This is a genomic window from Ohtaekwangia koreensis (genome assembly GCF_900167975.1).
In the GTDB taxonomy this organism is placed as follows: domain Bacteria; phylum Bacteroidota; class Bacteroidia; order Cytophagales; family Cyclobacteriaceae; genus Ohtaekwangia; species Ohtaekwangia koreensis.
The window spans coordinates 2,768,781-2,790,675 of sequence record NZ_FUZU01000001.1 but is presented as its reverse complement, the minus strand read 5'-3'; the positions used below and the strand labels follow the sequence as shown (position 1 = coordinate 2,790,675).

The 21,895-nt window shown below is 42.9% G+C and carries 18 protein-coding genes; 4 read left to right on the top strand and 14 right to left on the bottom strand.

Annotation, left to right across the window (positions count from 1 at the left end; translation table 11 throughout):
* Window positions 1-3 precede the first annotated feature (3 nt).
* Genes B5Y40_RS11130 through B5Y40_RS29605 form a run of 3 tightly spaced genes read right to left on the bottom strand, consistent with a single transcriptional unit; the run spans window position 4 to window position 1,640 of the window.
* A complete protein-coding gene (locus tag B5Y40_RS11130; protein WP_245840518.1) occupies window positions 4-552 on the bottom strand; it encodes a DapH/DapD/GlmU-related protein in 549 nt (182 codons plus the stop codon).
* A gap of 15 nt (window positions 553-567) precedes the next feature.
* Window positions 568-1,470 carry a helix-turn-helix domain-containing protein gene (locus tag B5Y40_RS11125; RefSeq protein WP_079687172.1) on the bottom strand — a complete coding sequence of 301 codons (903 nt, stop codon included), beginning with the start codon at window positions 1,468-1,470 and terminating at the stop codon, window positions 568-570.
* A gap of 26 nt (window positions 1,471-1,496) precedes the next feature.
* A complete protein-coding gene (locus tag B5Y40_RS29605) occupies window positions 1,497-1,640 on the bottom strand; it encodes a hypothetical protein (RefSeq protein WP_159453660.1) in 144 nt (47 codons plus the stop codon).
* Between the two features lie 272 nt (window positions 1,641-1,912).
* On the opposite strand from B5Y40_RS29605, the gene B5Y40_RS11120 reads away from it, so the two are divergent.
* The 3 genes from B5Y40_RS11120 (at window position 1,913) to B5Y40_RS11110 (ending at window position 4,082) form a co-directional block, all read left to right on the top strand.
* Entirely contained in the window at window positions 1,913-3,025 is a 1,113-nt protein-coding gene (locus B5Y40_RS11120; protein WP_079686725.1) for an alpha/beta hydrolase, read from the top strand.
* A 78-nt stretch (window positions 3,026-3,103) separates the two neighbouring features.
* On the top strand, window positions 3,104-3,580 hold the full coding sequence (locus B5Y40_RS11115; protein ID WP_079687171.1) for a cyclophilin-like fold protein: 477 nt from the start codon (window positions 3,104-3,106) through the stop codon (window positions 3,578-3,580).
* 10 nt (window positions 3,581-3,590) lie between these two features.
* Window positions 3,591-4,082 carry a cupin domain-containing protein gene (locus tag B5Y40_RS11110; protein ID WP_079687170.1) on the top strand — a complete coding sequence of 164 codons (492 nt, stop codon included), beginning with the start codon at window positions 3,591-3,593 and terminating at the stop codon, window positions 4,080-4,082.
* 74 nt (window positions 4,083-4,156) lie between these two features.
* Here B5Y40_RS11110 and B5Y40_RS11105 read toward each other — a convergent pair whose 3' ends face one another.
* Window positions 4,157-4,423, bottom strand: a complete 267-nt coding sequence (locus tag B5Y40_RS11105) for a Txe/YoeB family addiction module toxin (protein WP_079686724.1) — start codon at window positions 4,421-4,423, stop codon at window positions 4,157-4,159.
* A gap of 4 nt (window positions 4,424-4,427) precedes the next feature.
* Window positions 4,428-4,736 carry a type II toxin-antitoxin system Phd/YefM family antitoxin gene (locus B5Y40_RS11100; protein WP_159453659.1) on the bottom strand — a complete coding sequence of 103 codons (309 nt, stop codon included), beginning with the start codon at window positions 4,734-4,736 and terminating at the stop codon, window positions 4,428-4,430.
* A 254-nt stretch (window positions 4,737-4,990) separates the two neighbouring features.
* Here B5Y40_RS11100 and B5Y40_RS11095 point away from each other — a divergent pair, with 254 nt between their 5' ends.
* Window positions 4,991-5,443 carry an ester cyclase gene (locus tag B5Y40_RS11095; protein ID WP_221408901.1) on the top strand — a complete coding sequence of 151 codons (453 nt, stop codon included), beginning with the start codon at window positions 4,991-4,993 and terminating at the stop codon, window positions 5,441-5,443.
* Window positions 5,444-5,621: 178 nt separating this feature from the next.
* Here B5Y40_RS11095 and B5Y40_RS11090 read toward each other — a convergent pair whose 3' ends face one another.
* The 9 genes from B5Y40_RS11090 to B5Y40_RS11050 all read right to left on the bottom strand — a co-directional run bounded on the left by B5Y40_RS11090 (window position 5,622) and on the right by B5Y40_RS11050 (window position 21,521).
* On the bottom strand, window positions 5,622-7,214 hold the full coding sequence (locus tag B5Y40_RS11090) for a glycoside hydrolase family 43 protein (RefSeq protein WP_079686722.1): 1,593 nt from the start codon (window positions 7,212-7,214) through the stop codon (window positions 5,622-5,624).
* A gap of 396 nt (window positions 7,215-7,610) precedes the next feature.
* The gene (locus B5Y40_RS11085) at window positions 7,611-10,085 is read right to left on the bottom strand and encodes a T9SS type A sorting domain-containing protein (protein ID WP_221408900.1); all 2,475 of its coding nucleotides are present in this window, start codon (window positions 10,083-10,085) and stop codon (window positions 7,611-7,613) included.
* A 21-nt stretch (window positions 10,086-10,106) separates the two neighbouring features.
* On the bottom strand, window positions 10,107-10,415 hold the full coding sequence (locus tag B5Y40_RS11080) for a family 43 glycosylhydrolase (protein WP_079687168.1): 309 nt from the start codon (window positions 10,413-10,415) through the stop codon (window positions 10,107-10,109).
* Between the two features lie 286 nt (window positions 10,416-10,701).
* Window positions 10,702-12,234: a glycoside hydrolase family 43 protein gene (locus B5Y40_RS11075; protein ID WP_079686720.1), complete on the bottom strand. Its 1,533-nt coding sequence runs from the start codon at window positions 12,232-12,234 to the stop codon at window positions 10,702-10,704.
* A 65-nt stretch (window positions 12,235-12,299) separates the two neighbouring features.
* Window positions 12,300-13,652 carry a glycoside hydrolase family 43 protein gene (locus tag B5Y40_RS11070; protein ID WP_079686719.1) on the bottom strand — a complete coding sequence of 451 codons (1,353 nt, stop codon included), beginning with the start codon at window positions 13,650-13,652 and terminating at the stop codon, window positions 12,300-12,302.
* 128 nt (window positions 13,653-13,780) lie between these two features.
* On the bottom strand, window positions 13,781-15,382 hold the full coding sequence (locus B5Y40_RS11065) for a glycoside hydrolase family 43 protein (RefSeq protein WP_079686718.1): 1,602 nt from the start codon (window positions 15,380-15,382) through the stop codon (window positions 13,781-13,783).
* Window positions 15,383-15,489: 107 nt separating this feature from the next.
* The gene (locus B5Y40_RS11060) at window positions 15,490-17,358 is read right to left on the bottom strand and encodes a family 43 glycosylhydrolase (protein WP_221408899.1); all 1,869 of its coding nucleotides are present in this window, start codon (window positions 17,356-17,358) and stop codon (window positions 15,490-15,492) included.
* A gap of 115 nt (window positions 17,359-17,473) precedes the next feature.
* The gene (locus B5Y40_RS11055; protein WP_079686717.1) at window positions 17,474-18,967 is read right to left on the bottom strand and encodes a cellulase family glycosylhydrolase; all 1,494 of its coding nucleotides are present in this window, start codon (window positions 18,965-18,967) and stop codon (window positions 17,474-17,476) included.
* Window positions 18,968-20,027: 1,060 nt separating this feature from the next.
* Entirely contained in the window at window positions 20,028-21,521 is a 1,494-nt protein-coding gene (locus B5Y40_RS11050) for a cellulase family glycosylhydrolase (protein WP_079686716.1), read from the bottom strand.
* Window positions 21,522-21,895: the final 374 nt, after the last annotated feature.

Sequence of the window (21,895 nt, the reverse complement as noted above, 5' to 3'; positions counted from 1 at the left end):
ATGTTATTCTATAGCTTTGATAAATTTTGCCGGAATTCCCCCGACAAGACTATTGTCCGGAACATCTTTATTCACCACCGCGCCTGCTGCAACAATAGAGTTCTCTCCTACTGTAACTCCGGGAAGGATCGTAGCGCCCGCTCCTATCCATGCGTTTCGTTTAACCACAATTGGCTTCAAGTCCAGATGCTTTCTGGTTGCCAGATCTATCGGATGATTTTCGGTTACCAGGTTTACCCGTGGGCCAATCTGCACATCATCTTCAATTGTAATTCCGCCAAGGTCCAGGAAGCTGCACGCATGATTGATGAAGACGTTTTTACCAAGCTTGATATGCTTTCCAAAGTTTGTATAGAACGGCACGAAGACCGTTGTACTCCCATCAATTTGGCTATCGATGATTTCACTTAAACGTTCTCTAATTTCATCGATTGTAGTAGAGGCATTAAGTGCAGGCGGTAATCTTTGCGCGCGAAAAACAGCGTCCCACGCTTGGCACATTTCATCACTGCTGATGATGCCGCCGGCAAGCATCTTTTGAAAAATATCCATCTTATCCGACATCGTTTAATGAGTTTGATCTCCTATACTTTCGGTAGGCCTTAGAGACATTGGGTTTGTCCCCGTAATCCGTTTGAAGAAGTTATTGAAATAGGTCGGGTACTCAAACCCGAGCGCGTAAGCAATGTCGGCTACATTCCAATCGGTATGCAGAAGCAGTGCTTTCGCCTCACTTGCCATACGCTCAGTGATATGCGTTGTTGTAGATTTCCCTGTTGTTTCCTTAACGGCTCTGTTGAGGTAGTTGACATGCAAATTTAAGTTACTGGCATAGTCCTGGGCGGTGCGTAATTGAAGGGGACGATCTTTACGCTCAATGGGAAATTGTCTTTCCAGTAGCTCCAGGAAAACATTTGTGATCCGATGCGATGCATTCTTGACCTGATCAAAATCCTGCGCTGGCTGAAGCTTCAAAGCTTCATGTATAATGAGATTCACATAGTTTCGAATCAGATCATCTTTGAACGCATAGGCAGTACGTTGTTCTATGATCATGTTTCGAAAAATACCATTCAGAAATTCACGCTTCTCCTCAGAAATAGGGATGATGGGTGTTCCTCCAATTTTAAAGAGGGACGAATGCTGCAGGCTTTCACTGCGGTCTGATGGTTTATAAAAGTCTTCCGAAAACAAACATGTATACCCTACGTAACTCCTTGAAATTGTCTCCCACGAATATGGAATATTGGGATTGGCAAAGAACAAGATCGTGCCTTTCATCACGTAGCTACGATCAGCGTAGTTAATGATACTTTCTCCGGTCGTCAGGCAAATCTTATAAAAATCTTTCCGGCTATACTCTCTCACACCATTCGAGTCGTCCTCGATCTGGAAGGCGTTAAAGCCTTTGAGTTTAAGTTCGCTGTTAAAAGTTGAAACGGATCGTTCATTGCCCTTCTCCTTCTCCATACTCTTGCTTTTAAATGGTATCAACTTCATTTGTGAAGATCCGGAAACGAATCCTGGTTGCCGATCCATTCACATGCCTTTTTATCGTCCTGAAAATCATTGTCACCTGGCTTAAATTCCAGAGGCACAAATCTCTCTTTTCCAACGCGGTTGGGAAGTAAGAAATTCAATCTTTCTATTAAGATTATCAAACTTATAAAAGTGACTGATCCATTTTCTTAGTTTGCTGACGGCCGGTCACCTTACGGCAAAATTGCAAATGAGCCTATAGCCTACACAGTCCCAGATTCTTACAAAAACCATTTCTTAGTTTAAAAAACAAAGTATCATGTTTCAGCCAATAGATAATCAGGTTTGAAAATCTTAATGATTGGTTTGATTTTCTTTAACCCAAAGCGCTCCTACCGCACCAACTTTGTATAAGTAAATCAAATCAAAAATCATGAAATCAATAGCCACATTAGCGGCCTTGTCATTACTCATCATAGGACAAGCTCATTCACAAAATCGAGGTGCAGTGTCAACCCAAACGAAGCAAACTATGAATAAGGAAAATCAAGGAGAACAGTATACTTTTCAACTCAGCGACAGGGTCACGCGCCAGAAGGTAACTTTTAAAAACCGTTATGGAATTTTGCTGGCGGGAGATTTATACCTTCCCAAGGATGCGGCAGGAAAGCCTATGGCCGCTCTTGCCATCAGTGGGCCGTTTGGCGCAGTTAAAGAACAATCCTCTGGCCTTTATGCACAGACAATGGCTGAGCGCGGCTTTGTTGCACTCGCCTTTGATCCCTCTTACACAGGCGAAAGCGGTGGTGAACCACGTAACGTTGCATCACCTGATATCAACACTGAAGACTTCAGTGCTGCCGTAGATTTTATTGGGCTGCAAAAGAATATTGATAGGAGCCGGATCGGGATCATCGGCATTTGTGGATTTGCCGGGATGGGATTAAACGCCGCCGCAGTTGACAAAAGGATAAAAGCAGTGGCTGTCACCAGCATGTACAATATGAGCCGTGTAATGGCGAATGGATACTATGATGCGCTTACTCCAGAGCAACGTACCCAAACCCTTGAGCAACTTGGAGAGCAACGCTGGAAAGATGCCGAGAAGGGATCGTATGCCGCCAGCACGAACCATCTACCCGAGAAGCTTACTGGCAATGAGCCGCAATTCGTGGTCGACTACTTTGACTATTACAAAACACCGCGTGGGTTTCATCCCCGTTCTGTCAATTCAAATAGTTCCTGGACGGCAACCAATCCTTGGTCATTTATGAATATGCCTCTGCTGACCTATATCAAAGAAATCTCGCCGCGCCCCGTATTAATTATCGCTGGGGAAAAGGCGCATTCACGCTACTTCAGCGAAGACGCCTATAAAGCTGCCGCTGAACCCAAACAATTGGTGATCATTCCTGGTGCGGTGCACGTGGACTTATACGATAAGCGTGATGTGATCCCATTCGACACGTTAGAAGCGTTTTTCAATAAAAACCTTAGATCCGGATCCACAGCAAAGGCAAACACAAAACCGACAAAAGGAAAGTAAAGCAAACAGGGCCGACATTAAGGTATAGATTCGTAACTAGGTATGGCGTCACTGAAGAAAAAACACGAAATGAAATTTATGAAAAGAGCTCTTGCCACCTTGCTATTTTTACTGCCTATACTGATGGGTGCCGGCTGTGATCAGGACACTCCGTCTCCTTCCGATGGCAATCGAAATATGATTACAGATAATTCAGAATTTATGGGCGATACACTTGTTATAAAAATTGGTTCCCGGGAGTTCACCGGGACTCTCCTGGATAATCCAGCAGCCACTGCATTCAGAGCGATGTTACCTTTAACGATGAACATGACGGAGCTTAATGGTAACGAGAAATATTTTGACCTGGCAAGCAGTCTGCCCACGAACGCCTCAAATCCCGGACAAATAAACGCAGGAGATCTTCTTCTGTATGGATCAAAAACACTGGTGCTTTTTTACGAGGCATTTTCGACTTCTTACAGCTACACCAGGCTTGGTAAGATTAATGATCCGACTGGTTTGGCCCAGGCCGTGGGCTCCGGTAATGCAGTAGTCACTATACAATTAAAGTAAGATGGGTTATATGAAAACCATATCAAAAATTATTGCATCAATCATCGTAGTAAGTACTTTACTCAATTGTGCTGGTGGTAAAGACAATGCTGAAGATGCAGGCCATGAACAGTCTATTTTTCCAAAAGGACAGTTGGGTCCAGCAACAAATTTCACGGGTAATGCCTACAACTTTGGATTAGTGTCCAATGATTCAACCTATAACACACTGGTCGGCAACGTTTATTTTGAAAAAAGTGCCAGATCAAACTGGCACGTCCATCCGAGTGGGCAAATTCTTATTGTACTTGATGGCGAAGGTTATCACCAATTGGAAGGACAACCAAAGCAAACCATGAGAAAAGGTGATGTGATCAAGTGTCCACCAAATGTAAAGCATTGGCATGGTGCCACTGAGAACAACAGTCTTACCCAAATGTATATTTTGCCAAAAACAGAAAATGATGGAATTGTTACCTGGTTAGAGGCTGTGACGGATGAACAGTATAAATCAACCAATTGATTTGTTGCGTGACCCTCGAAAATACAGGCCATGATAAAAAGTCTTTGTCGCTAAATTCAACACCATGGAAATTTTTAATAGTGAAGCCTAGCCTGAATAATTGTAAGTATCTGATTAGGCTTAGTACCCGAAATCCTATAAACCAATCGATGTTCGCCAGTAATTCTTCTAGACCAGTAACCGGCAAGGTTCCCTTTAAGGGGTTCTGGTTTACCTGTGCCCTTAAAAGGTTCTCTTTTTATTTCTTTAATAAGATCGTTGATCCTTCCCAGCGTGTCGGCATCATTGGCTTGCCAATATAAATAGTCACCCCACGCATGATCAGTAAATGCTATCTGCATATTACTATTTTGACTTTGCTTTAGCCACCCTCTTGCGAGATGCAACGTTTGGTTTGGCTCCATCAAAATTCAATTCGCGTATTGTAGTCTTGCCAGCCCTATCCTGAGCAATACTTTCCATTAGACGTTTTGTATTTGCAGAAGTTGAAAGTAAGTGAGCGGTCTCCTCCATGGCGTTAAACGTCTCGAGGGTTAAGATCACAAAATCTTTCTTTTTCGGACCAGTCAGCACCAGGATGTCTTGATCTTGTTGAATCTCGTCCAGATGTTCTTTCATCTTTTGCCTGAAGTCCGTAATAGTCGCTGTTTTCATATTCAATGATTTAAAGTCCAACAAAATTAATATTTCTGTACATAATAACGTACATAATAAGTAAAAAATTATACACATTACCAGTGAAGTATGGGAGGCCCTGCAGAAGACGCTTCATTTTTCTCAAAGGCGTTAAGAAGCTCTACAAGAAAGATGAAGATTCTAGGACATCGTAATTTTTTATATCGGTAAGACTTCACCCTTAAACTACCTTAAGGGTATTTCTTAAACTTGTTTATTGACTGACACGGCAGATGCACATCATCTTTGCATCTGATACAATCAAAAAAATAGTCATGGGAACTCATAAAGATTTTTTCAAGCAATTTGTTCAGTTCATTAATACTGCTGATGAGAATTTAGCACAACGACTTATCAGCCCGGTGGCAAAGTTCCATGTGCCTGGCCAACCTGAACCAGCTCAAGGCCCCAAGGGATACCTAATGGTTATCTCCATGATGCGCAGTGGTTTTCCTGACATTCAATGGACGCTTGAAGATATGATAACAGAAGGCGACAAAGTGGCTGCACGATTCACGATGAGGGGCACGCACCATGGTGAGTTTTTCGGTGTCCCTGCTACAGGAAAAGTAATTGGGATTCAGGCCATCAATTTTTATCGTTTGTCCAATGAACAAATAATAGAGGAACACGGACAACCGGATATGCTTGAATTACTACGACAAATAGGTGCCATTCCAAATTAAAGAACAGTACTGCTGAAGGAAACTAAACGTTCACGTTCTCCCTCAAAGCCCTTAACAAAGACGCTCAACATTTCCTTTACCGATGTTTAGGAATGCTGAGCGCGTTTTCTTGGCAATTCTAAGTTACTGTTTTGTGATCGAATGAGTACATATACTGACAATCAAGAGTGGGCGTAGCTCATTTGGAAATATGGTCTTCGATATGGAAAAAATCAAAGTCGACCATTCCGCCTGCACTTTGCGTTGCATAATTGAATAACCCAAACCGGTATCCCATGAAATGTGGAAAAGTATAGGCCATTTTTAATGGTGAGCCAATCTTCGTCCACAACTTGCCATCTATACTATAGAAAAACTCAGCAGTGTCTGCAAGGTCCCGGAAGTTACATTCAGCCTTCAGGTAAACTACATTCTGGGAGAGCGCTACCCGCGCCATCTCAACCGGTTTTTCAGATTGAGCACTCACCATCACGATTGACTTTTTACCATTTTCGAATTTAACACCAACCTGTCCGTATCTTCTTTGGAAAACAGTGAGCCCTGCAAAATCGCCCTCCTTCATTCGGGACACATCGATTGCTGTAGATCCACTGCATTCCGGACCGATGGTGCGTTGGGTCAGTATATTCCGAACCAGTTGAAATGAAGTATCTACCCTACCCGTTGTAATACGCAGGTAACCTTTACGGTCGCTCACTGTCCAGTGTTTGTCATCCGGGTTGTGATTCCATTGCCACGCCAGCGGCAACGGACGGTCACCTTTCTTGCGGGTAAACTCATCTGGCTCTACAATGCCCGGGATCAAACTCTGGTTGGCCGGCAGGTCCAGTGTTTCCGGGGCTTTTCCGTCTACACCCAGGACAGGCCATCCGTCTTCCCATTTAACAGGTACCAGGTAAGGTATTCTTCCTACTGAACCATAGTCGCGAAACAAATACGCGAACCATGCACCATCAGGTGTATCGACGAGCCCCCCTTGGGCCACGCCCAAATCCTGAAACGCAACCCGTCCCTCCCAAGGACCCGTGATTTGATCAGCACGGTGAACCAGCACCGTCCGCATACCACCCTTCGGCCAGACGATATTAAAGAGATAATACTTTCCTTTTACCTTGAACAGCTGCGACCCCTCTGCATTTAAACCAATATCAGGGCCAGCCGGGGCGCTGGCATTTTCGAGGATCACCTGCTCCTGTGAGCCTGACTTCACAGCAGACGCATCGGGTGTTAATTCAACTAAACGCAGTTGACCGCCACCATAGATCAGATATACCCGGCCATCGTCTTCAAAGAAAAGGCTGTGGTCATGATAGGCAGGTTTGAAGGAAGAAAGTTTCCATGGACCCTTCTCAATATCACGCGTGGAGAAAATGTAAGTACGGTTTGTCGTCTGCGCAAATGTACTCACATAGTAGGTTCCCTTATGATAGCGGATACAACTGGCCCACGTGCCTCGTCCGTAGGTGCTCTTACCATTGGCAAGATTGAGCTCATCCATATTGGCGAGTGTATCATAAGCATACCTGATTGTCTTCCAGTTCACCAGGTCTTTTGACTTCATTATAGGTACACCTGGATTCATGTGCATGGTGGTGCTGCTCATGTAGTAATTATCGTTAACCCGCACGACCGATATGTCAGGAACGTCAGCGAAAATGATTGGATTATGTGCCCTGTTTTTCTGAGCTGTCAAGGGTTCAACCAACCCCAGCAGTGCGAGTGCGAAAAAAAGAAGTTTCAAAATATTACAGGACCGAAGGCGGTTATTCATGCGTTTATATTTCGTTTTAATTGGATAACTATTAATGGCGTGGGCGTTCTGGTTAGCGATTTATTTACGATCAAATTTCTCTAGTACGAGCGGGTACAAAATCACTTTTTAACTACCCGCGTGATGGTTGTTATGCCTTGCTGATGAACCATTTCTGTTTTAGCATTTAAGTTTTAACATTCGGGTGTGATAGCTAATTACCCGTGTATCATTATTTTTATTTCCTTATGACTGCTGCTATCCCAGAATCAATTGACCAACATTCGCATGTATATGTGAATGTTAGTCAATTGCTGAAAATGGTAAGTGAGAAAGTTGTGTCTAGGCTAAAAAAGCCGAACTGCAATCCAGCCAATCTTAGACCTCTACCAAAATATCTCGTCTTTCTTATTATACTCAGTTCCTGATTAGCTTGATAGTCTCCTTGCTCGCGTTGCCCCGGATAGTAAGGTAATAAATACCGGGGGAAAGATGCTCTCCTAATGTCAATTCGGAAACTCCTGCCGGTACCTTTATCTCTTCAACCACACGTCCAAGTATATCTGAAACAGTCAATGATGCTTCTTCTTTAATCCCTTTGATCTCTACCTTAAATCCGCCGTTGGATGAAGGGTTGGGCCAGGCATTCAGCAAAAGGTTTTTTTCGGAGTTTGGGTTACGGTTTTCAATCCCTGTAATGACTTCTACAACAGTACCCTCTATATCTCCTACAACAAGACCTCTTCCTACCGTACTCATATATACCCGGCCATATACGTTCATATCGCCCATTACAAAATTACCATTCCCAGGACCTCCCCATTCATGAGCGTCATCGTTTACTCTTGTCCAGCTAACTCCCTGGTTAATGGAGCGGAACAGACCTTTTACCCCTCCTACCGTTCCCCAGATATATACAGTAGGATAAGTTGCACTTGGTTCAGTTTTTCCGAACCCCACTGCTGCACAGTAAGTAATATTAGAGACAGTTGTCCATGAAGTTCCGTTGTTAGTAGTATATTTTAATCCACTCCCGTATAAAGCTACCCACACATGTCCTTCATTACCCGGAACGGCCCTTATCAATTGCGAACCCCATTGACCGGGATTAGAGGTTGAAGCTGTAAAACTTACTCCTTTATTTGTACTTACTAAAAACTGGCTGGTAGCACGATTATAAATATAAAATTTATTGGTGTTGACGAAATCAGCTACAGGCACGGCATTTTGAATATTAGTAACTCCTGTACTTGTCCACGTTCCTCCATTGTTTGTTGAATAATAAGTCGTAGTTGGATCGCCGGAATTTTTATATTCAGGACTATGAAGAATAGTATTTCCATCCGCAGATAAAGCTACTTTTCCCCAAGGGCCCTTTGTGGTGACCGATTGTGTCCAGCTTGTCCCTTGATTAGTAGAATAATATATTTTATCTGAAGCTCTTACCACCTTACTGGTATTGTTTGCGGCATAAGCTACACTTATATTACAAACAGAGGTGGGCATAATTTTTTGGGCCGGATAGGCATAAATATCAGAATACACTGCCCCATATACGTCCCCTACCGCTGAAATAAATTTACCTCCGGGAATACTGATGGCATCAAGCGTTACCGTTTCTTCGATTCCTTTTGAATCAAATTTCCAGGTAGTAGTAGCCGCATTAATATCATCACAGGTAAAAAGTCCGTTCCCCGATATAATTCTTACTTTCGCCGTATTCAATGGGTCAAAATCAATAGAACCTGTCCAATGTATCGCATTACCGGTAGTCCAACCCACGCCATTGGCGTTGAATTTACTTGTACTAGATAACTTTTGTGTCCAGGTACTTCCTCCGTTGGTAGATAAGTACACATAATCCCCCCAAGCGGTACCGCCGAATTGATCGCTCCAGGAGTTGGTTGTGGAAACAATAAGCCTGTTGGCATTTGCAGGATCCACGGACACACCGCTGTATGCCTTTCCTGTGACGGGTGTTATATTTGTCGCAGCTGATGTGCTTGTGTTAAAACTCCATACTTGTCCGTTATCACAAGTTTCATTAAGTGAAGTGTTCCAGTGTGGATGTGGGCCTGAACCATTTGCATACGTAATGTATAACATGTTTCCGTTAAGAGCGGCTCTGTGAGGCATAAACGTTGTGGGTAGTGTAGCGGATAAGGCTGAAAAAGTTGTACCGCCATCGGTACTTCTATAAACATTTGTGCTTCCAAAACGAGAAACCCCCAAATAAATGGTTTGTGTAATACCTCCCGACACATTACCTGGATCGAATACAACGAAGCAAATTCCATTTTCGTTGGGTGTGGTAGTGACTCCATTCCAAGCCAATGTCCACGTTAGACCGGCGTCTGTGCTTTTCCATAAACCTTTTGACCCGGTTCCGCAAAAAAGAATGTTGCTGTTATTAGGATCCACGGCCAGACGTTCACCATTAGATCTTCCCATTCTATTCCCATGAGCGGTAAATTGTCCGGAAGAATTATCGCCTGTAATTATAGTGGTAAAAGTATTTCCTTTATCAGTTGATTTTAAGATCGCTGATTTCCCGTTATTAAAGTAAGACATCCCTGCATATATATATACATTATTGGCATTCTGAGGATCTATAGCAATTGCCTCCACTCCCTGGTATGAAATTTCATCATCTGAATTCCAATCTAACAAAGGTATCCATTTCGAATTTGTAGCATCCCAGCGGTAAGCTCCTCCAACATCTGTACGGCAGTAAACATCTCCTGAGGTTTTATGCGTAATAATGCCTGATACATAACCGCCGCCTCCGAAAGCCACATTTCCCCAAGTATAAGTCTGGGCATACGATTCAAAAACGAACATGAAACAAGTCCATGCGAATATCAAAATTCTGATTGTTTTATATTTATACATATTCATAAGTTTTAATTCTTTTTAGATTGAAATCATCCCCTTGTAGTAGCGGAGACTACTTGCCCATGAACCTCTGCTATAGATATTTTTTCCTTCTGACAAATTTAGGGCCGGCAGATCTGCCAAAGTATCATAGGAATAGTTGATCAGTTTCCAATTGACAAGATCTGTAGATTTCATCATGGGCACACCCGGGTTCACGGACGTCGTTGTACTATTCATATAATAATTTTTTCCAACCCTCATCAAAGAGATATCAGGTACATCAGCAAAAATTAATGAATTATGTGCCTTGTTTTTCTGAGCTGACAAGGGTTCAATCAAACCCATCAGTGCGAGTGCGAAAAAAAGAACTTTCAAGGTAGTAAAGGACGGAAGGCTGTTATTCATGGGTTTGTTGCTTCGTTTTAATTCTGATTACTATATGAAAGGTGTAGAAAGAAAATTTGTACAGCTGATATATAGTTTTTCAATTCAATATTTTGTAGCCCAAAAACATTTATAGTCCAAAAACATTTTAAATATATTTCTACCTTCTTGTTTCAAATTCTGAATCACTGAACTCAAAGAAAAGCATGGGATAAATAAGTGCTGTTGTCCAAGACCAGCGAGCAGATTAATGCATAAATTTCCATTCATCAAACACAAAATTTTTTCCCTCAAATACTAAATATATATTCACCACTTCTTTATCTATTTTGCGTTTTATTTTCTCTGAGAGCGTAGTCCAATTGTCCCCATCACAGTTAAGCGAAACAAGAGGAGTACCTTTAAGATCTTTTACATAAACATCTATTTTACCTTTCCCTTTCACCCGGGCTTCGAATTTTTTAGGAACCTGTTTGCTGAAATCGGCTCCTTTCATCAGGAGACATTGCTTGTCTGCTTTTCCTTTGGCAACCATATTGCCCGCATTACCAACAGCTTCGAATTGTACTTGCCCGGAAGTGCCTGCCGTGGTTTCCGCTTGCTGCAGGACGAATGGATTTAATAGGGTAATTTGTGAGGGACCTTTAAAAGTTGCTTTGCCCATGGGGATATTCAAATTCTTTTCATCCACCTGCATTTCTTCGATACCTACATTACGAAAACCACCCTTGGTGCCAAAGTAATCCTGTAGGTACATGGCATGGTAAGCAATATAATATTTCCCTTTAAACGTGAACAGATGAGTGTGATTGTTGGTCCAGGGGCCTACGTTATCATCACCGGTATTCTTAAAGTAATTATCGCGATACTTCCAACTATCCGGATCCAGCGGTGTTTTGCTTGTCATATAGGAAATGCCGCATTTGGTTGGTTTGTCAATGTTGCTATAAGGCCATTCCGTGCGTTCCTCCCAACTGGTATTATAGGTATAAACCCAGGTTCCATTGATAAAGTTAAGGTCGCTTGCCTCAAAGAAATAAGGCGCGGGTATTTTGGCAACATCGCTAGCCAAACTGATCATATCGGCTCCTAATCTGACGATTCTGGCATTGTCCGGTATATATTTCGTCTTAGGCGTTCCGCCTCCAAAAGTCAGCCAGCCTATACCCTGCTCGTCAATCACAACTCCGGGATCGAATGGAGCATCAACATCCACTCCGGGGACAGAACGGTCGACTATGTTCTTTCCTAAAGGGTCTTTCCACGGGCCAACCGGAGAAGTGGAAGTAAGCACGGCTGAGCCAATACCGCTATTGGAGTAATACAAATAGAAGTGCGTCTTGCCGTCTGCTTCTAGCCTGGATGTAATGGAAGGCGCCCATGAATTCTGGCTCCATGGCGCCAGCTTTGCTGTATTGATGAGGCCATGATACGTCCAGTTGACCATATCATCGGAAGACATCATGACCAGCGTACGGATATGCTCGTATGTATTTTTACCATCCGTTCCTACATGCTCATACTGTTGATGATCATTGGTAGCATACACATAGACTCTTCCGTTGTATTCTATCGCCGTTGGGTCGGCGGTAAACATAAAATCCAATAAAGGATTCGCATTATTGGAGGTGAGTTTCGGCGAAACATTTGCGAATTTTTCTTCCAGGTTTTCATTAAACACTTTAGTTTTATATGCATTAGTCTGAGCTGCTGCATCTTTTTTATATCCCAAAAAAGCGATAGCAAGTAGCGTACTTAACAACAATTTTTTTCTATACATAATTTTTTTTATATTCTAAAAAACAGACACTTGTTAGGGGTTAATTTCAATTGATTAAGAAGATCTTATTTATTGAACTTCCACCAGTTGAAATTGAACAGATCGCCTTGATTTCCTTTAAAAACAAAGTACAGATCGTGAACACCCTTTGTCTTATTTACTTTAGTTGAAACGGTGGTCCAACTTTGCAAGCCTCCTGTGTTTTTCACCTCACATGATCCCAATAGTTCTCCATCGCGACTATCCGCACGTATTTCGATAAAACCACCTGATGCTGATGACGCATTAGCCTGAAATATTCCTGCTCCATTCTTAAAATCAACACTTCGTACTTTGATAAAATCACCATTGCTTATTTCGGTTACATAAACTCCGGCATTGATGCTGCGTTCGGTTTCAATCCCCTCCTCCCAAGCGATAGTTTCCGCTTCCTGGCGGATGAATGGATTTAAATTTTCAACAGGTTTTACACCTTCGGCTGTTGGCGTTATCCGCGGAATGCTCCCGTCTTTATTATACTGGAACCCGTCCACACAAACGGAACGGGTAAAGCCTCCGCCACCTGACAATGCACCGTTATGATAGAACAAATACGATTTGCCTTTATAACCGATCACACCTGGATGATTGGTAAAAGCGCCTCCCTTGTCAATTATCCGCATAGTGGTATCGCGGTAAACCCAGGGTCCTATAGGACTTGTGCTGGTTGAGTAAGCCAAATGTTCTGGAACACCACCTGCAGCATAATGCATATAGTACAGGTTTTTGCGTTTGTAAAACCAGGGCCCTTCTTCGTATGCTGAAGGTCTTATATCAATATCTTTGTATCGTACATTAAACCCTTCTTTATTCAACGGTACTGTAACTATCTCGCCAGCGTAAGAGATCATATCTTGATTCAACTTTACGTACATGAGATAAGGGTTCCCCCAATAGAGATACGCCTGACCATCGTCATCAATAAATACCGTGGGATCAATATCTCCCTTACCGCTATGAACCAGTGGTTTTCCAAGTGCATCTTTAAACGGACCGGCAGGACTATCAGAAACAGCCACCCCGATTGACATTCCCATTGTTTCATGGGTCATAGGTACATACCAGTAAAACTTCCCATTCCTGGGTATACATTGCCCGGCCCAGGCATCTTGTTTCGCCCAGCTGAACGTCTTAACCGATAAGGGTGACCCGCGATGTGTCCAGTTCACCATATCGGTAGATGTGAAACAGAGCCAGTCCTTCATCACAAACACAGTCGATTTATCTTCATCATGCCCGGTGTACAAGTAAACGGTATCCTTGTATACCATCGGCGCTGGATCGGCTGTATAAACGGTTTGTATAATCGGGTTTTGAGCCTGCGCCCCAGTTGCAGCAAATAGAGCTATAACCTGTACTACTATCTTTCTGATATTCATTGTTGTCCTAAATGTGTTCGTGATACATACGAAAATCTCCGTACTAAATTCTCACCTGAACTGGTGTTAAAAATTTATGGATAAAGCACAGAAATACTTCCATCCAACCTGTCAGACGTTGGATCTTATCATTGGATCGTATCAGTAATATGAAAGAAATCAAAATCTACATATCCGCCAGTATTTTTTGTGGCATAATTGAATAAAGCAAAACGATAGCCCATAAAATGCGGAATGCTATATTTCATCTTCATAGGTCGACCTATCGGTTTCCAAACTTTTCCATCAAGACTGTAAAAGAAACTAGCTTCATCTTTCCCATTAAGAGCGTAAAGGTGATTAGCTTCATCGTTCATACCGGTAAAATCGCAATCGATTCTGAGGTAAATTTGGTCTTGATCCAATGGAATTCGCTTTACTTCGACAGGCTTATCATTATCAGTGGTGATCATTACTATCGACTTTTGACCCGCGTCAATTTTAACCCCCACTGCTCCATACTCTTTTTGGAGAGCTGAGAATCCGGCAAAATCGCCGTCTTTCATTTTGGAAACATCCAGAGCAACAGAAGCTGAGCTGGTTGGACCAATAGTGCGTTGTGTAAGTGTGTTTCTGGCCTGAAGAAAATCAGTGTCGATTCTTCCAGTTTTGAGGCGAAGGAATCCTTTTCTTTCAGTTACAGACCACAGCGAATTATCCGGATTATGATTCCATTGCCATACTAAAGGAAGTGCTGCTTGTCCTTTTTTTCGGCTGAATTCATCAGAAGCAACCAAATGCGGAATCAAACCTGTACTGGCTGGCTGGCCTAATGTTTCCGGGACTTTGCCGTTTTCTCCTAATACAGGCCAACCGTCTTCCCACTTGACAGGAACGAGATAAGGAACGCGGCCAACAGCAGCAAGATCGCGGAAAAGATAAGAGAACCAACGTCCATCGGGAGTGTCTATCAATCCGCCCTGAGCAATTCCTCTATCCTGCAAGCCAACTTTTCCTTCCCACGGGCCGTTGATATTATCTGCCCTATGTATAATTACAGTTCGCATTCCACCACGTGGAGCGCAAATATTAAATAAATAATATTTCCCTTTTACTTTAAATAATTGAGATCCTTCAGCTGCAAGGCCTACTTCTTTTCCTGTTGGTGCGCTGGCGTTTTCGATGAGAACTCTCTCCGGAACGCCTTGTTTAATTCCTGTTAGATCGTCATTTAATTCAACAATTTTTAGTCTTTCCGCGTTATGAATTAAATATACCTTGCCATCATCATCAAAGAACAAAGAATGGTCATGAAGCGAAGGCTTAAAAGAAATTCTTTGCCAATTTCCTTTTTCTATATCTTTTGTTTTAAAAATATAGGTTTCACCTGTGGTTTGTGCAAAAGTGGTTACATAATACATACCCTTGTGGTAGCGCAAACTACTTGCCCATGAACCTTTACTATAGGTATTTTTTCCTTCTGTCAAATTTAGCTCCGGCATATCTGCCAAAGTATCATAGGCATAGTTGATCAGTTTCCAATTGACAAGATCTGTAGATTTCATAATAGGCACACCCGGATTCATGTGCATCGTGGTACTGCTCATATAATAATTTTTACCAACCCTAATCATAGACATATCAGGCACATCAGCAAAAATGATTGGATTGGTTGCTTTTTGCGCATGAACATTATTTGAAAAAAATATGCAACTCAAAAGCGTAACGTAGGATAAAAAAATTTTGATCATTATTTAAAAATGAATGTTGTGATAACTGTTATTTTATATGGAACAGGGTCGAAAAGAATTGGTGAGTGTTTTATTTGAATCTGTTTCACATCTGAATGCAATCGGAATTAATAAATGAATTTCCATTCATCAAACAGAAAACTTTCTCCCTCAAATACTAAATAGATATTCACCACCCCTTTATCTATTGTTCGTTGTATTTTCTCTGAGAGCGTAGTCCAATTGTTCTCATCACAGGTAAGCGAAACAAGAGGAGAACCTTTAAGATTATTTACGTAAACATAAATTCTACCTTTTCCTTTCACTTTGGCTTCGAATTTGGCAGGAATCTGTTTGCTAAAATCGGCTCCCCGTACCATGAGACATTGTTTGTCTGCCTTTCCTTTGGCGACCATATTACCCGGATCACCAACAGCTTCGAACTGGACTTGCCCCGAAGTGCCTGCCGTGGTTTCTGCTTGCTGAATAACGAACGGATTTAATGGGTTAAGTTGTGAGGGACCTTCGAAAGTTGCTTTGACCATGGGGATAGTCACATCATTGCCTTCATCCACTGGTATTGCTTCGATACCCACATTACGAAAACCACCCTTGGTGTCAAAATAATCCTGCAAATACATGGCATGGTAAGTAATATACCATTTCTCTTTAAACTTGACCAGGTGACTGTGATTGTTTGACAAAGGACCCACGTTAACGTCACCCGTATTCTTAAAGTAATTATCGCGATATTTCCAGCTATCGGGATCTAACGGTGTTCTACTTGTCATATACGATATATTGCATGCAGTTGGTTTAGCTATATTGCTATAAGGCCATTCAGTGCGTTCAGCCCAACTGGTACAATAGCTATAAACCCAGGTTCCATTGATTACGTTGAGATCGCTGGCCTCATTAAAATAAGGAGCGGGTATCTTCGAAACATCGCTGGCCAGACTGATCATATCTGCTCCTAATTTGACGATTCTGGCATTATCCGGCATATATTCTGTTTTAGGCGTTCCGGCTCCAAAACTCAGCCAGCCTGTACCTTGGTCGTCAATCACAACTCCGGGATCGAATGGATTGTTGACATCCACACCGGGGACAGAATGGTCAATTATGTTCTTTCCCAATGGGTCTTTCCAAGGCCCCACGGGAGAGGTGGAAGTAAACACGGCTGAGGCAATACCGCCATTGGAGAAATACAAATAGAAGTGCGTCTTCCCATCTGCTTCCAGTCTGGAGGTAATGGACGGCGCCCAGGACAGCGCAGTCCATGGCGCCACCTCTGCGGTGTTGATAAGGCCATGGTACGTCCAGTTGGCCATATCATCGGAAGACATCATGACCAGTGTGCGGATATGCCCGTAATTATTTTTCCCATCCTTTCCTACCTTCTCATACTGTTGATGATCATTGGTGGCATACACATACATTCTTCCATTGTGTACCACAGCTGTTGGGTCGGCGGTAAACATAAAATCCAATAATGGATTCGTATTACTAGTGAGAAGTTTCGGCGAAACATTTGCGAATTTTTCTTCCAGGTTTTCATACTTCAACTGTGAACACGTAACACGCCTGGATTGACCGTTATCCGAAGCAATCGTTAGTACGGCAGTCCGTGAAGTGCCGGTTTCATTTAGACCCGCAGATACTTCAATTGTGAACGTGCCGCTGTTTCCGTTGACTTGACTCACCTGCAACCAAGCCGCAGACTTGCTAATGCGCCATTCTTCGTTGCACGAAATGGTAATATCGGTCTTGCTGCCTTCAGCGGGAATTGCTAGTTCAGAAATGGAAACCAGTAACGCAGGCTCCGCATCGTCTTCCTTACAGGCAGAAATAAAAACAACCGCAATCAGAACTGACAGGATGAATCGATAAAAAAGTTTCTTCATAATATATTCAGGTTTAAAAACTTGATTACACTGGTGGCTTGGAAAATCTTGCACAATCAACTTTTCATTGGGTACAGGGATTTCAAATTTCAATTGATTACTCTTTAAGATACTGTAACAAAGAGGTTCACCCTTCCTTGGGACTGGCGAACAGTTCACCAATCTCAGGGAAGGAAATAACCTTATGGTATAATTGACACTATACTTTTTACTTATATCCTGCAATAATGGCATCTAACATATCCTGGTCCTTAACCACATTATTTTTTCTATCAAAAACTTGACCTACCTCCCACCAGAATGGTAAAAGACCATTCGCTCTCATAGTTTTGGTCGAAAAAGTTAGCCAGTATTCCACAGACTTCTTGTGCATCTCCGGATCTTTAGGAGTACCCGTGTTGGTTTCGGCAGTCCTTCTATAGTCTCCATATTCACCCAATATCACAGGGATACCCCTATCAACAAACTTTTTCATCATTCCGAGTTCAGCAATGACCGCATCCTCTTCTCCAAAGGTGGCGTTGCGCTCCGGCTCAATAGTAGAATGATTCCCAGCCCCCCAGTAGTAAGCCGCTAAAACATCAGGTAAATCTTGTCCCATTATAAATGGATAAGGCGAGTAGAAATGCACCTCAACCATCAACTTGTTAGGTACCGGGTCGTGAGGAAGCGTAGTCATCAGCTTAGAAGTGTATTCACTGCTACCACTAGGCCCCTGCACAACCAGCACCCGGTTACTGTTTCTGCCTCCGGTAGCGCGAACTGCCTTGATGAATGTTTCGTGATAACTATTAAGTATGGCCATAATCTCAGCATCCCAACACCAAGGTTCATTCGCGCTGGCAAATAGAACGTGTTCATCAAAGTCACGCAAGGTTGTTGCTATCTGTTCCCAAAATGCTTTTTGTTTCGCATTAACAGAATCTTTCTTCTCTAGGGTAATATTATTTTCCAACCAGCCTTTGTCCCAGTGAATATTCAGCATCACATACATATCATTATCCACGCACCACCCAACTACTTCTTTCACCCGGTTAAGCCATGCCGGGTCAATTTTCGCCTTGGCCGGATCGCTTAAATGACCCCAGTTATAAGCACAAGGAATTCGTATCGCTTTGAAACCTGTTGCTTTCAAAAATTTTATATATGATTCGGTAACTTTATTACCATTCTGCCAGTCGCCTTCGTTTGGGGTCTCCATGGTATTGCCAATATTTATTCCCATTCCCATACTCATTTTTGCCGCCAGTTCCACGGCTGTGCTGCTCATTCCTGTTGCATCGGGGGGTTGTGGGGACAAATTATAGGAAGGATACAACTGGCTTATCTGAGAAACGATAAGACGCCTGGACTGACCGTTGTCCGAGCTCACGGTCAGTGTAGCAGTTCGCGTGGTGCCCGTGGTATTGGATTCGGCATTAAGTTCAACGGTGTGAGTACCACTCTCTCCACTCGCTTGGCTCATCCCGAGCCATGCTGCAGAATTACTGATGCGCCATTTTGCGTTACACGAAATGGTAACCTCCGAAATGCCTCCCAATTCCGAAATGGAAATCCGCGGCGCGCCCCCTCCGGCAGGAATTTCAATATCAGGTCCCGAAACCGATAGTACTGGCGCCTCATCATCTTCCTTACAGCCTGAAATAAACACAACGGCAAGCAGCATCGGCAGCAAGAACTTTTTATAAAGTCCGTTCATCATAAATGTTAGGTTTAGTTAAGTTTAAAAGTCAGTCACTGAGTAAACGAAGTGATCTTTGCAAGTACAAACGCTTCAGATCCGTCAAACCAGTAATCGTTTGCAGAGGAAATATATGTGGACCGGAAAACGGTTATGTCTAATTAAAGGGTATCAGAAGTCTAGCGGGTCGGGAAGGTAAACGGATGACGGTTGAATGCGGTAAAATCGCGGACGAATTGCAGATTGAAGACTTTAGCCGAAAACGTTTTAGAAGTCCCAAAAAAGGGCATAAAAAGTATCAACGGGATATTTCAGTTAATTACTTCTAATCAACACAGAACATTTACTTGCTCCGACAGACGCCAAACATGCTTATTGGACAGCCCCATTTTGTTGCAAATTCGTCAGGAATTCAACCGTTCAACTTGCCCGGCTCTTTTTCCCACTCCTTTCCTTTCATGGAGCTATCGTTATGCTGCATTATCTCTCGGCATTATTGGAAGAGACTCGGCTTATCAATACAAATATTAAGTATCGCAAGATTGCTGGTGGGGATATCCAAGTTAAGTCAACGCTAAATTTTTCGCACGTATCTATTTTCACCGAATTCATCTGAACTATGGTCTTCCATTTTAATGGTGTGCCAATCTTCGTCCATGACCTGCCAGGTCCGGTGTGTTTTTCTTCACTTCCAACATGTTCAATATTCAACACCAAGTAGTGCGGATTATTCGGAACCAAAGGCACTTCACAATATTAAGTTTCTTTTTTACAATTATTTATATTCTTTGTCCGAGACTGAGATGTCCTCCAATAGTATATGAATTCAACTACTTAACTGGGGTTTAGCGAGTCACAAAATGGATTTGTTGGCGGAGGGCTTTGGCACTCAATCCACCGAAAGCCAAAGAACGTTTACTGGCTTACTGAAGCGGATGTGTAATCAAGCGTTTGTTATGGATTGGCATTCGCTAATATTGTTACACTCTGTTCGCTAATATTGTTACACTCTGTACGAAATGTGGCGCCCATTCGAGGGCGCCACATCATTATCACTACACACTGGAAATATATCCGGCAATTATTTAGCACCTTCCAAAATAGCATCTAACATAGCCTGATCCTTTACCACATTATTAGCTCTGTCTAACATAAAACCTATCTCCCACCAGAATGGCACAAGACCATGCGCTTTAGCCTGTTTGGTAACATAATATGACCAGTAATCCACAGACTTGTTGTGCATCTCCATATCCTTAGGTTCAGGCTTACCGAGACCGGGGCTCCGCCTCCAGGTTGCATATTCACCCAGCATCACAGGGATACCTTTATCAATAAATTTCTGTTTCATCTTTTGAAATTCATCAAGGATCTCATCCTCTTCTCCATACTCGGCGTTGCGTTCAGGTTCGATAGTAGAATCATTCCCAGCCCCCCAGTAGTAAATCATGTTGCCCCAGCTTACATCTCCATCTGTTACCAGCGTAAATGTAGCAGGCGTGTAGTTATGTATCTCAACCATCAATTTGTTAGGAACATTGTCTGTTGGAAGAGTATTCATCAGTTTATAAGTTAATTCACCGTTAGTCCTGGGGCCCTGTACAACCAGCACCCGGTGACTGTTCCTGCCCCCTGTAGAGCGAACTGCATTAACGAATGTCTGGTGATAACTATCAAGTATGGCCATATGCTCGGCATCTTCAGCCACAGGTTCATTCGTGCCGGCAAATATCAGATGCTCGTCAAAATCACGCATGGTTGTCGCGATCTGCTCCCAAATCGCCTTTTGCATCGCATTAACGGAATCTTTCTTTGTCGCATTGACATTATTTTCCAGCCAACCCCAATCCCCGTGAACATTCAGCATCACATACATATCATTCGCCACACACCATCCAACGACTTCTTTCACCCGGTTAAGCCACGCAGGGTCAATTTTCGCTTTTGCCCGATCACTTAAATGCCATTTAACCCAGCCCGTGGGAAGCCGTACAGAGTTGAAACCTATTTGTTTTACAAATTTCACATACGACTCAGTAATTTTGCTGTTCACCCACTCAGCTTCGGTTGGGGCTTCCATGGTGTTGCCAAAATTTATTCCCAAATGCATCTTTGCCGCCAGTTCCACGGCAGTGCTGTTCATTCCCGTTGCATCAGGCGGGATTGGAGACAAATTATAGGAAGGATACAGCTGGCTTACCTGAGACACCACAAGGCGTCTGGACTGGCCGTTGTCCGAGCTCACGGTCAGTGTAGCTGTTCGCTTGCTGCCAGTGGTATTGGCTTCTGCATTTAGTTCAACGGTGTGAGTACCACTCTCTCCACTCGCCTGACTGATCTCGAGCCATGCTGCAGAATTACTGATGCGCCATTTTTCGTTACACGAAATGGTAATCTCCGAGGTGCCTCCCAATTCCGAAATGGAAATCTGTGGCGTGCCTCCCCCGTCGGGAACTACTATATCGGATCCCGAAACCGATAGTATTGGTGTCTCATCGTCTTCCTTACAGCCTGAAATAAAAACAACGGCAAGCAGCATCGGCAGCAAGAACTTTTTGAAAAGTCCGTTCATCATAAATGTTAGGTTTATTTAAGTTTAAAACTCGACCTCTGGTTAACAACGAAGTAAATCTTAGCGGGTGCAATGGATTCCAAATCGTTCTAATCAGTAATCGTTTGCAGGCTAAAGATATGTGCACCGGAAAACTGATATGTCTAATTGAAGGGTATCAGAAGTCTAGTACGGTTGGCGCGGAATAATGGATGAACGGTTGAATGCTGTTAAATCGCGGACGAGTTGCCGAATCCGGGGCCTCAACTGGAAACGTTTTAGAAATCCAAAAGATGGGGATAAAAAGTATAAAGGGGGTATTTGATTCATTGAGACTTGCTGCTCTTAATGACGAATGGCGTTAGAGGAAGCCGTCCAACTCCAATGCTTAAGGCAAT

Excerpts from the sequence above, each read along its gene's own strand:
- B5Y40_RS11130 (WP_245840518.1), bottom strand. The coding sequence starts at position 552 with ATGGATATTTTTCAAAAGATGCTTGCCGGCGGCATCATCAGCAGTGAT.
- B5Y40_RS11125 (WP_079687172.1), bottom strand. The coding sequence starts at position 1,470 with ATGGAGAAGGAGAAGGGCAATGAACGATCCGTTTCAACTTTTAACAGC.
- B5Y40_RS11120 (WP_079686725.1), top strand. The coding sequence starts at position 1,913 with ATGAAATCAATAGCCACATTAGCGGCCTTGTCATTACTCATCATAGGA.
- B5Y40_RS11115 (WP_079687171.1), top strand. The coding sequence starts at position 3,104 with ATGAAAAGAGCTCTTGCCACCTTGCTATTTTTACTGCCTATACTGATG.
- B5Y40_RS11110 (WP_079687170.1), top strand. The coding sequence starts at position 3,591 with ATGAAAACCATATCAAAAATTATTGCATCAATCATCGTAGTAAGTACT.
- B5Y40_RS11105 (WP_079686724.1), bottom strand. The coding sequence starts at position 4,423 with ATGCAGATAGCATTTACTGATCATGCGTGGGGTGACTATTTATATTGG.
- B5Y40_RS11100 (WP_159453659.1), bottom strand. The coding sequence starts at position 4,736 with ATGAAAACAGCGACTATTACGGACTTCAGGCAAAAGATGAAAGAACAT.
- B5Y40_RS11095 (WP_221408901.1), top strand. The coding sequence starts at position 4,991 with ATGCACATCATCTTTGCATCTGATACAATCAAAAAAATAGTCATGGGA.
- B5Y40_RS11090 (WP_079686722.1), bottom strand. The coding sequence starts at position 7,214 with ATGAATAACCGCCTTCGGTCCTGTAATATTTTGAAACTTCTTTTTTTC.
- B5Y40_RS11085 (WP_221408900.1), bottom strand. The coding sequence starts at position 10,085 with ATGTATAAATATAAAACAATCAGAATTTTGATATTCGCATGGACTTGT.
- B5Y40_RS11080 (WP_079687168.1), bottom strand. The coding sequence starts at position 10,415 with ATGGGTTTGATTGAACCCTTGTCAGCTCAGAAAAACAAGGCACATAAT.
- B5Y40_RS11075 (WP_079686720.1), bottom strand. The coding sequence starts at position 12,234 with ATGTATAGAAAAAAATTGTTGTTAAGTACGCTACTTGCTATCGCTTTT.
- B5Y40_RS11070 (WP_079686719.1), bottom strand. The coding sequence starts at position 13,652 with ATGAATATCAGAAAGATAGTAGTACAGGTTATAGCTCTATTTGCTGCA.
- B5Y40_RS11065 (WP_079686718.1), bottom strand. The coding sequence starts at position 15,382 with ATGATCAAAATTTTTTTATCCTACGTTACGCTTTTGAGTTGCATATTT.
- B5Y40_RS11055 (WP_079686717.1), bottom strand. The coding sequence starts at position 18,967 with ATGATGAACGGACTTTATAAAAAGTTCTTGCTGCCGATGCTGCTTGCC.
- B5Y40_RS11050 (WP_079686716.1), bottom strand. The coding sequence starts at position 21,521 with ATGATGAACGGACTTTTCAAAAAGTTCTTGCTGCCGATGCTGCTTGCC.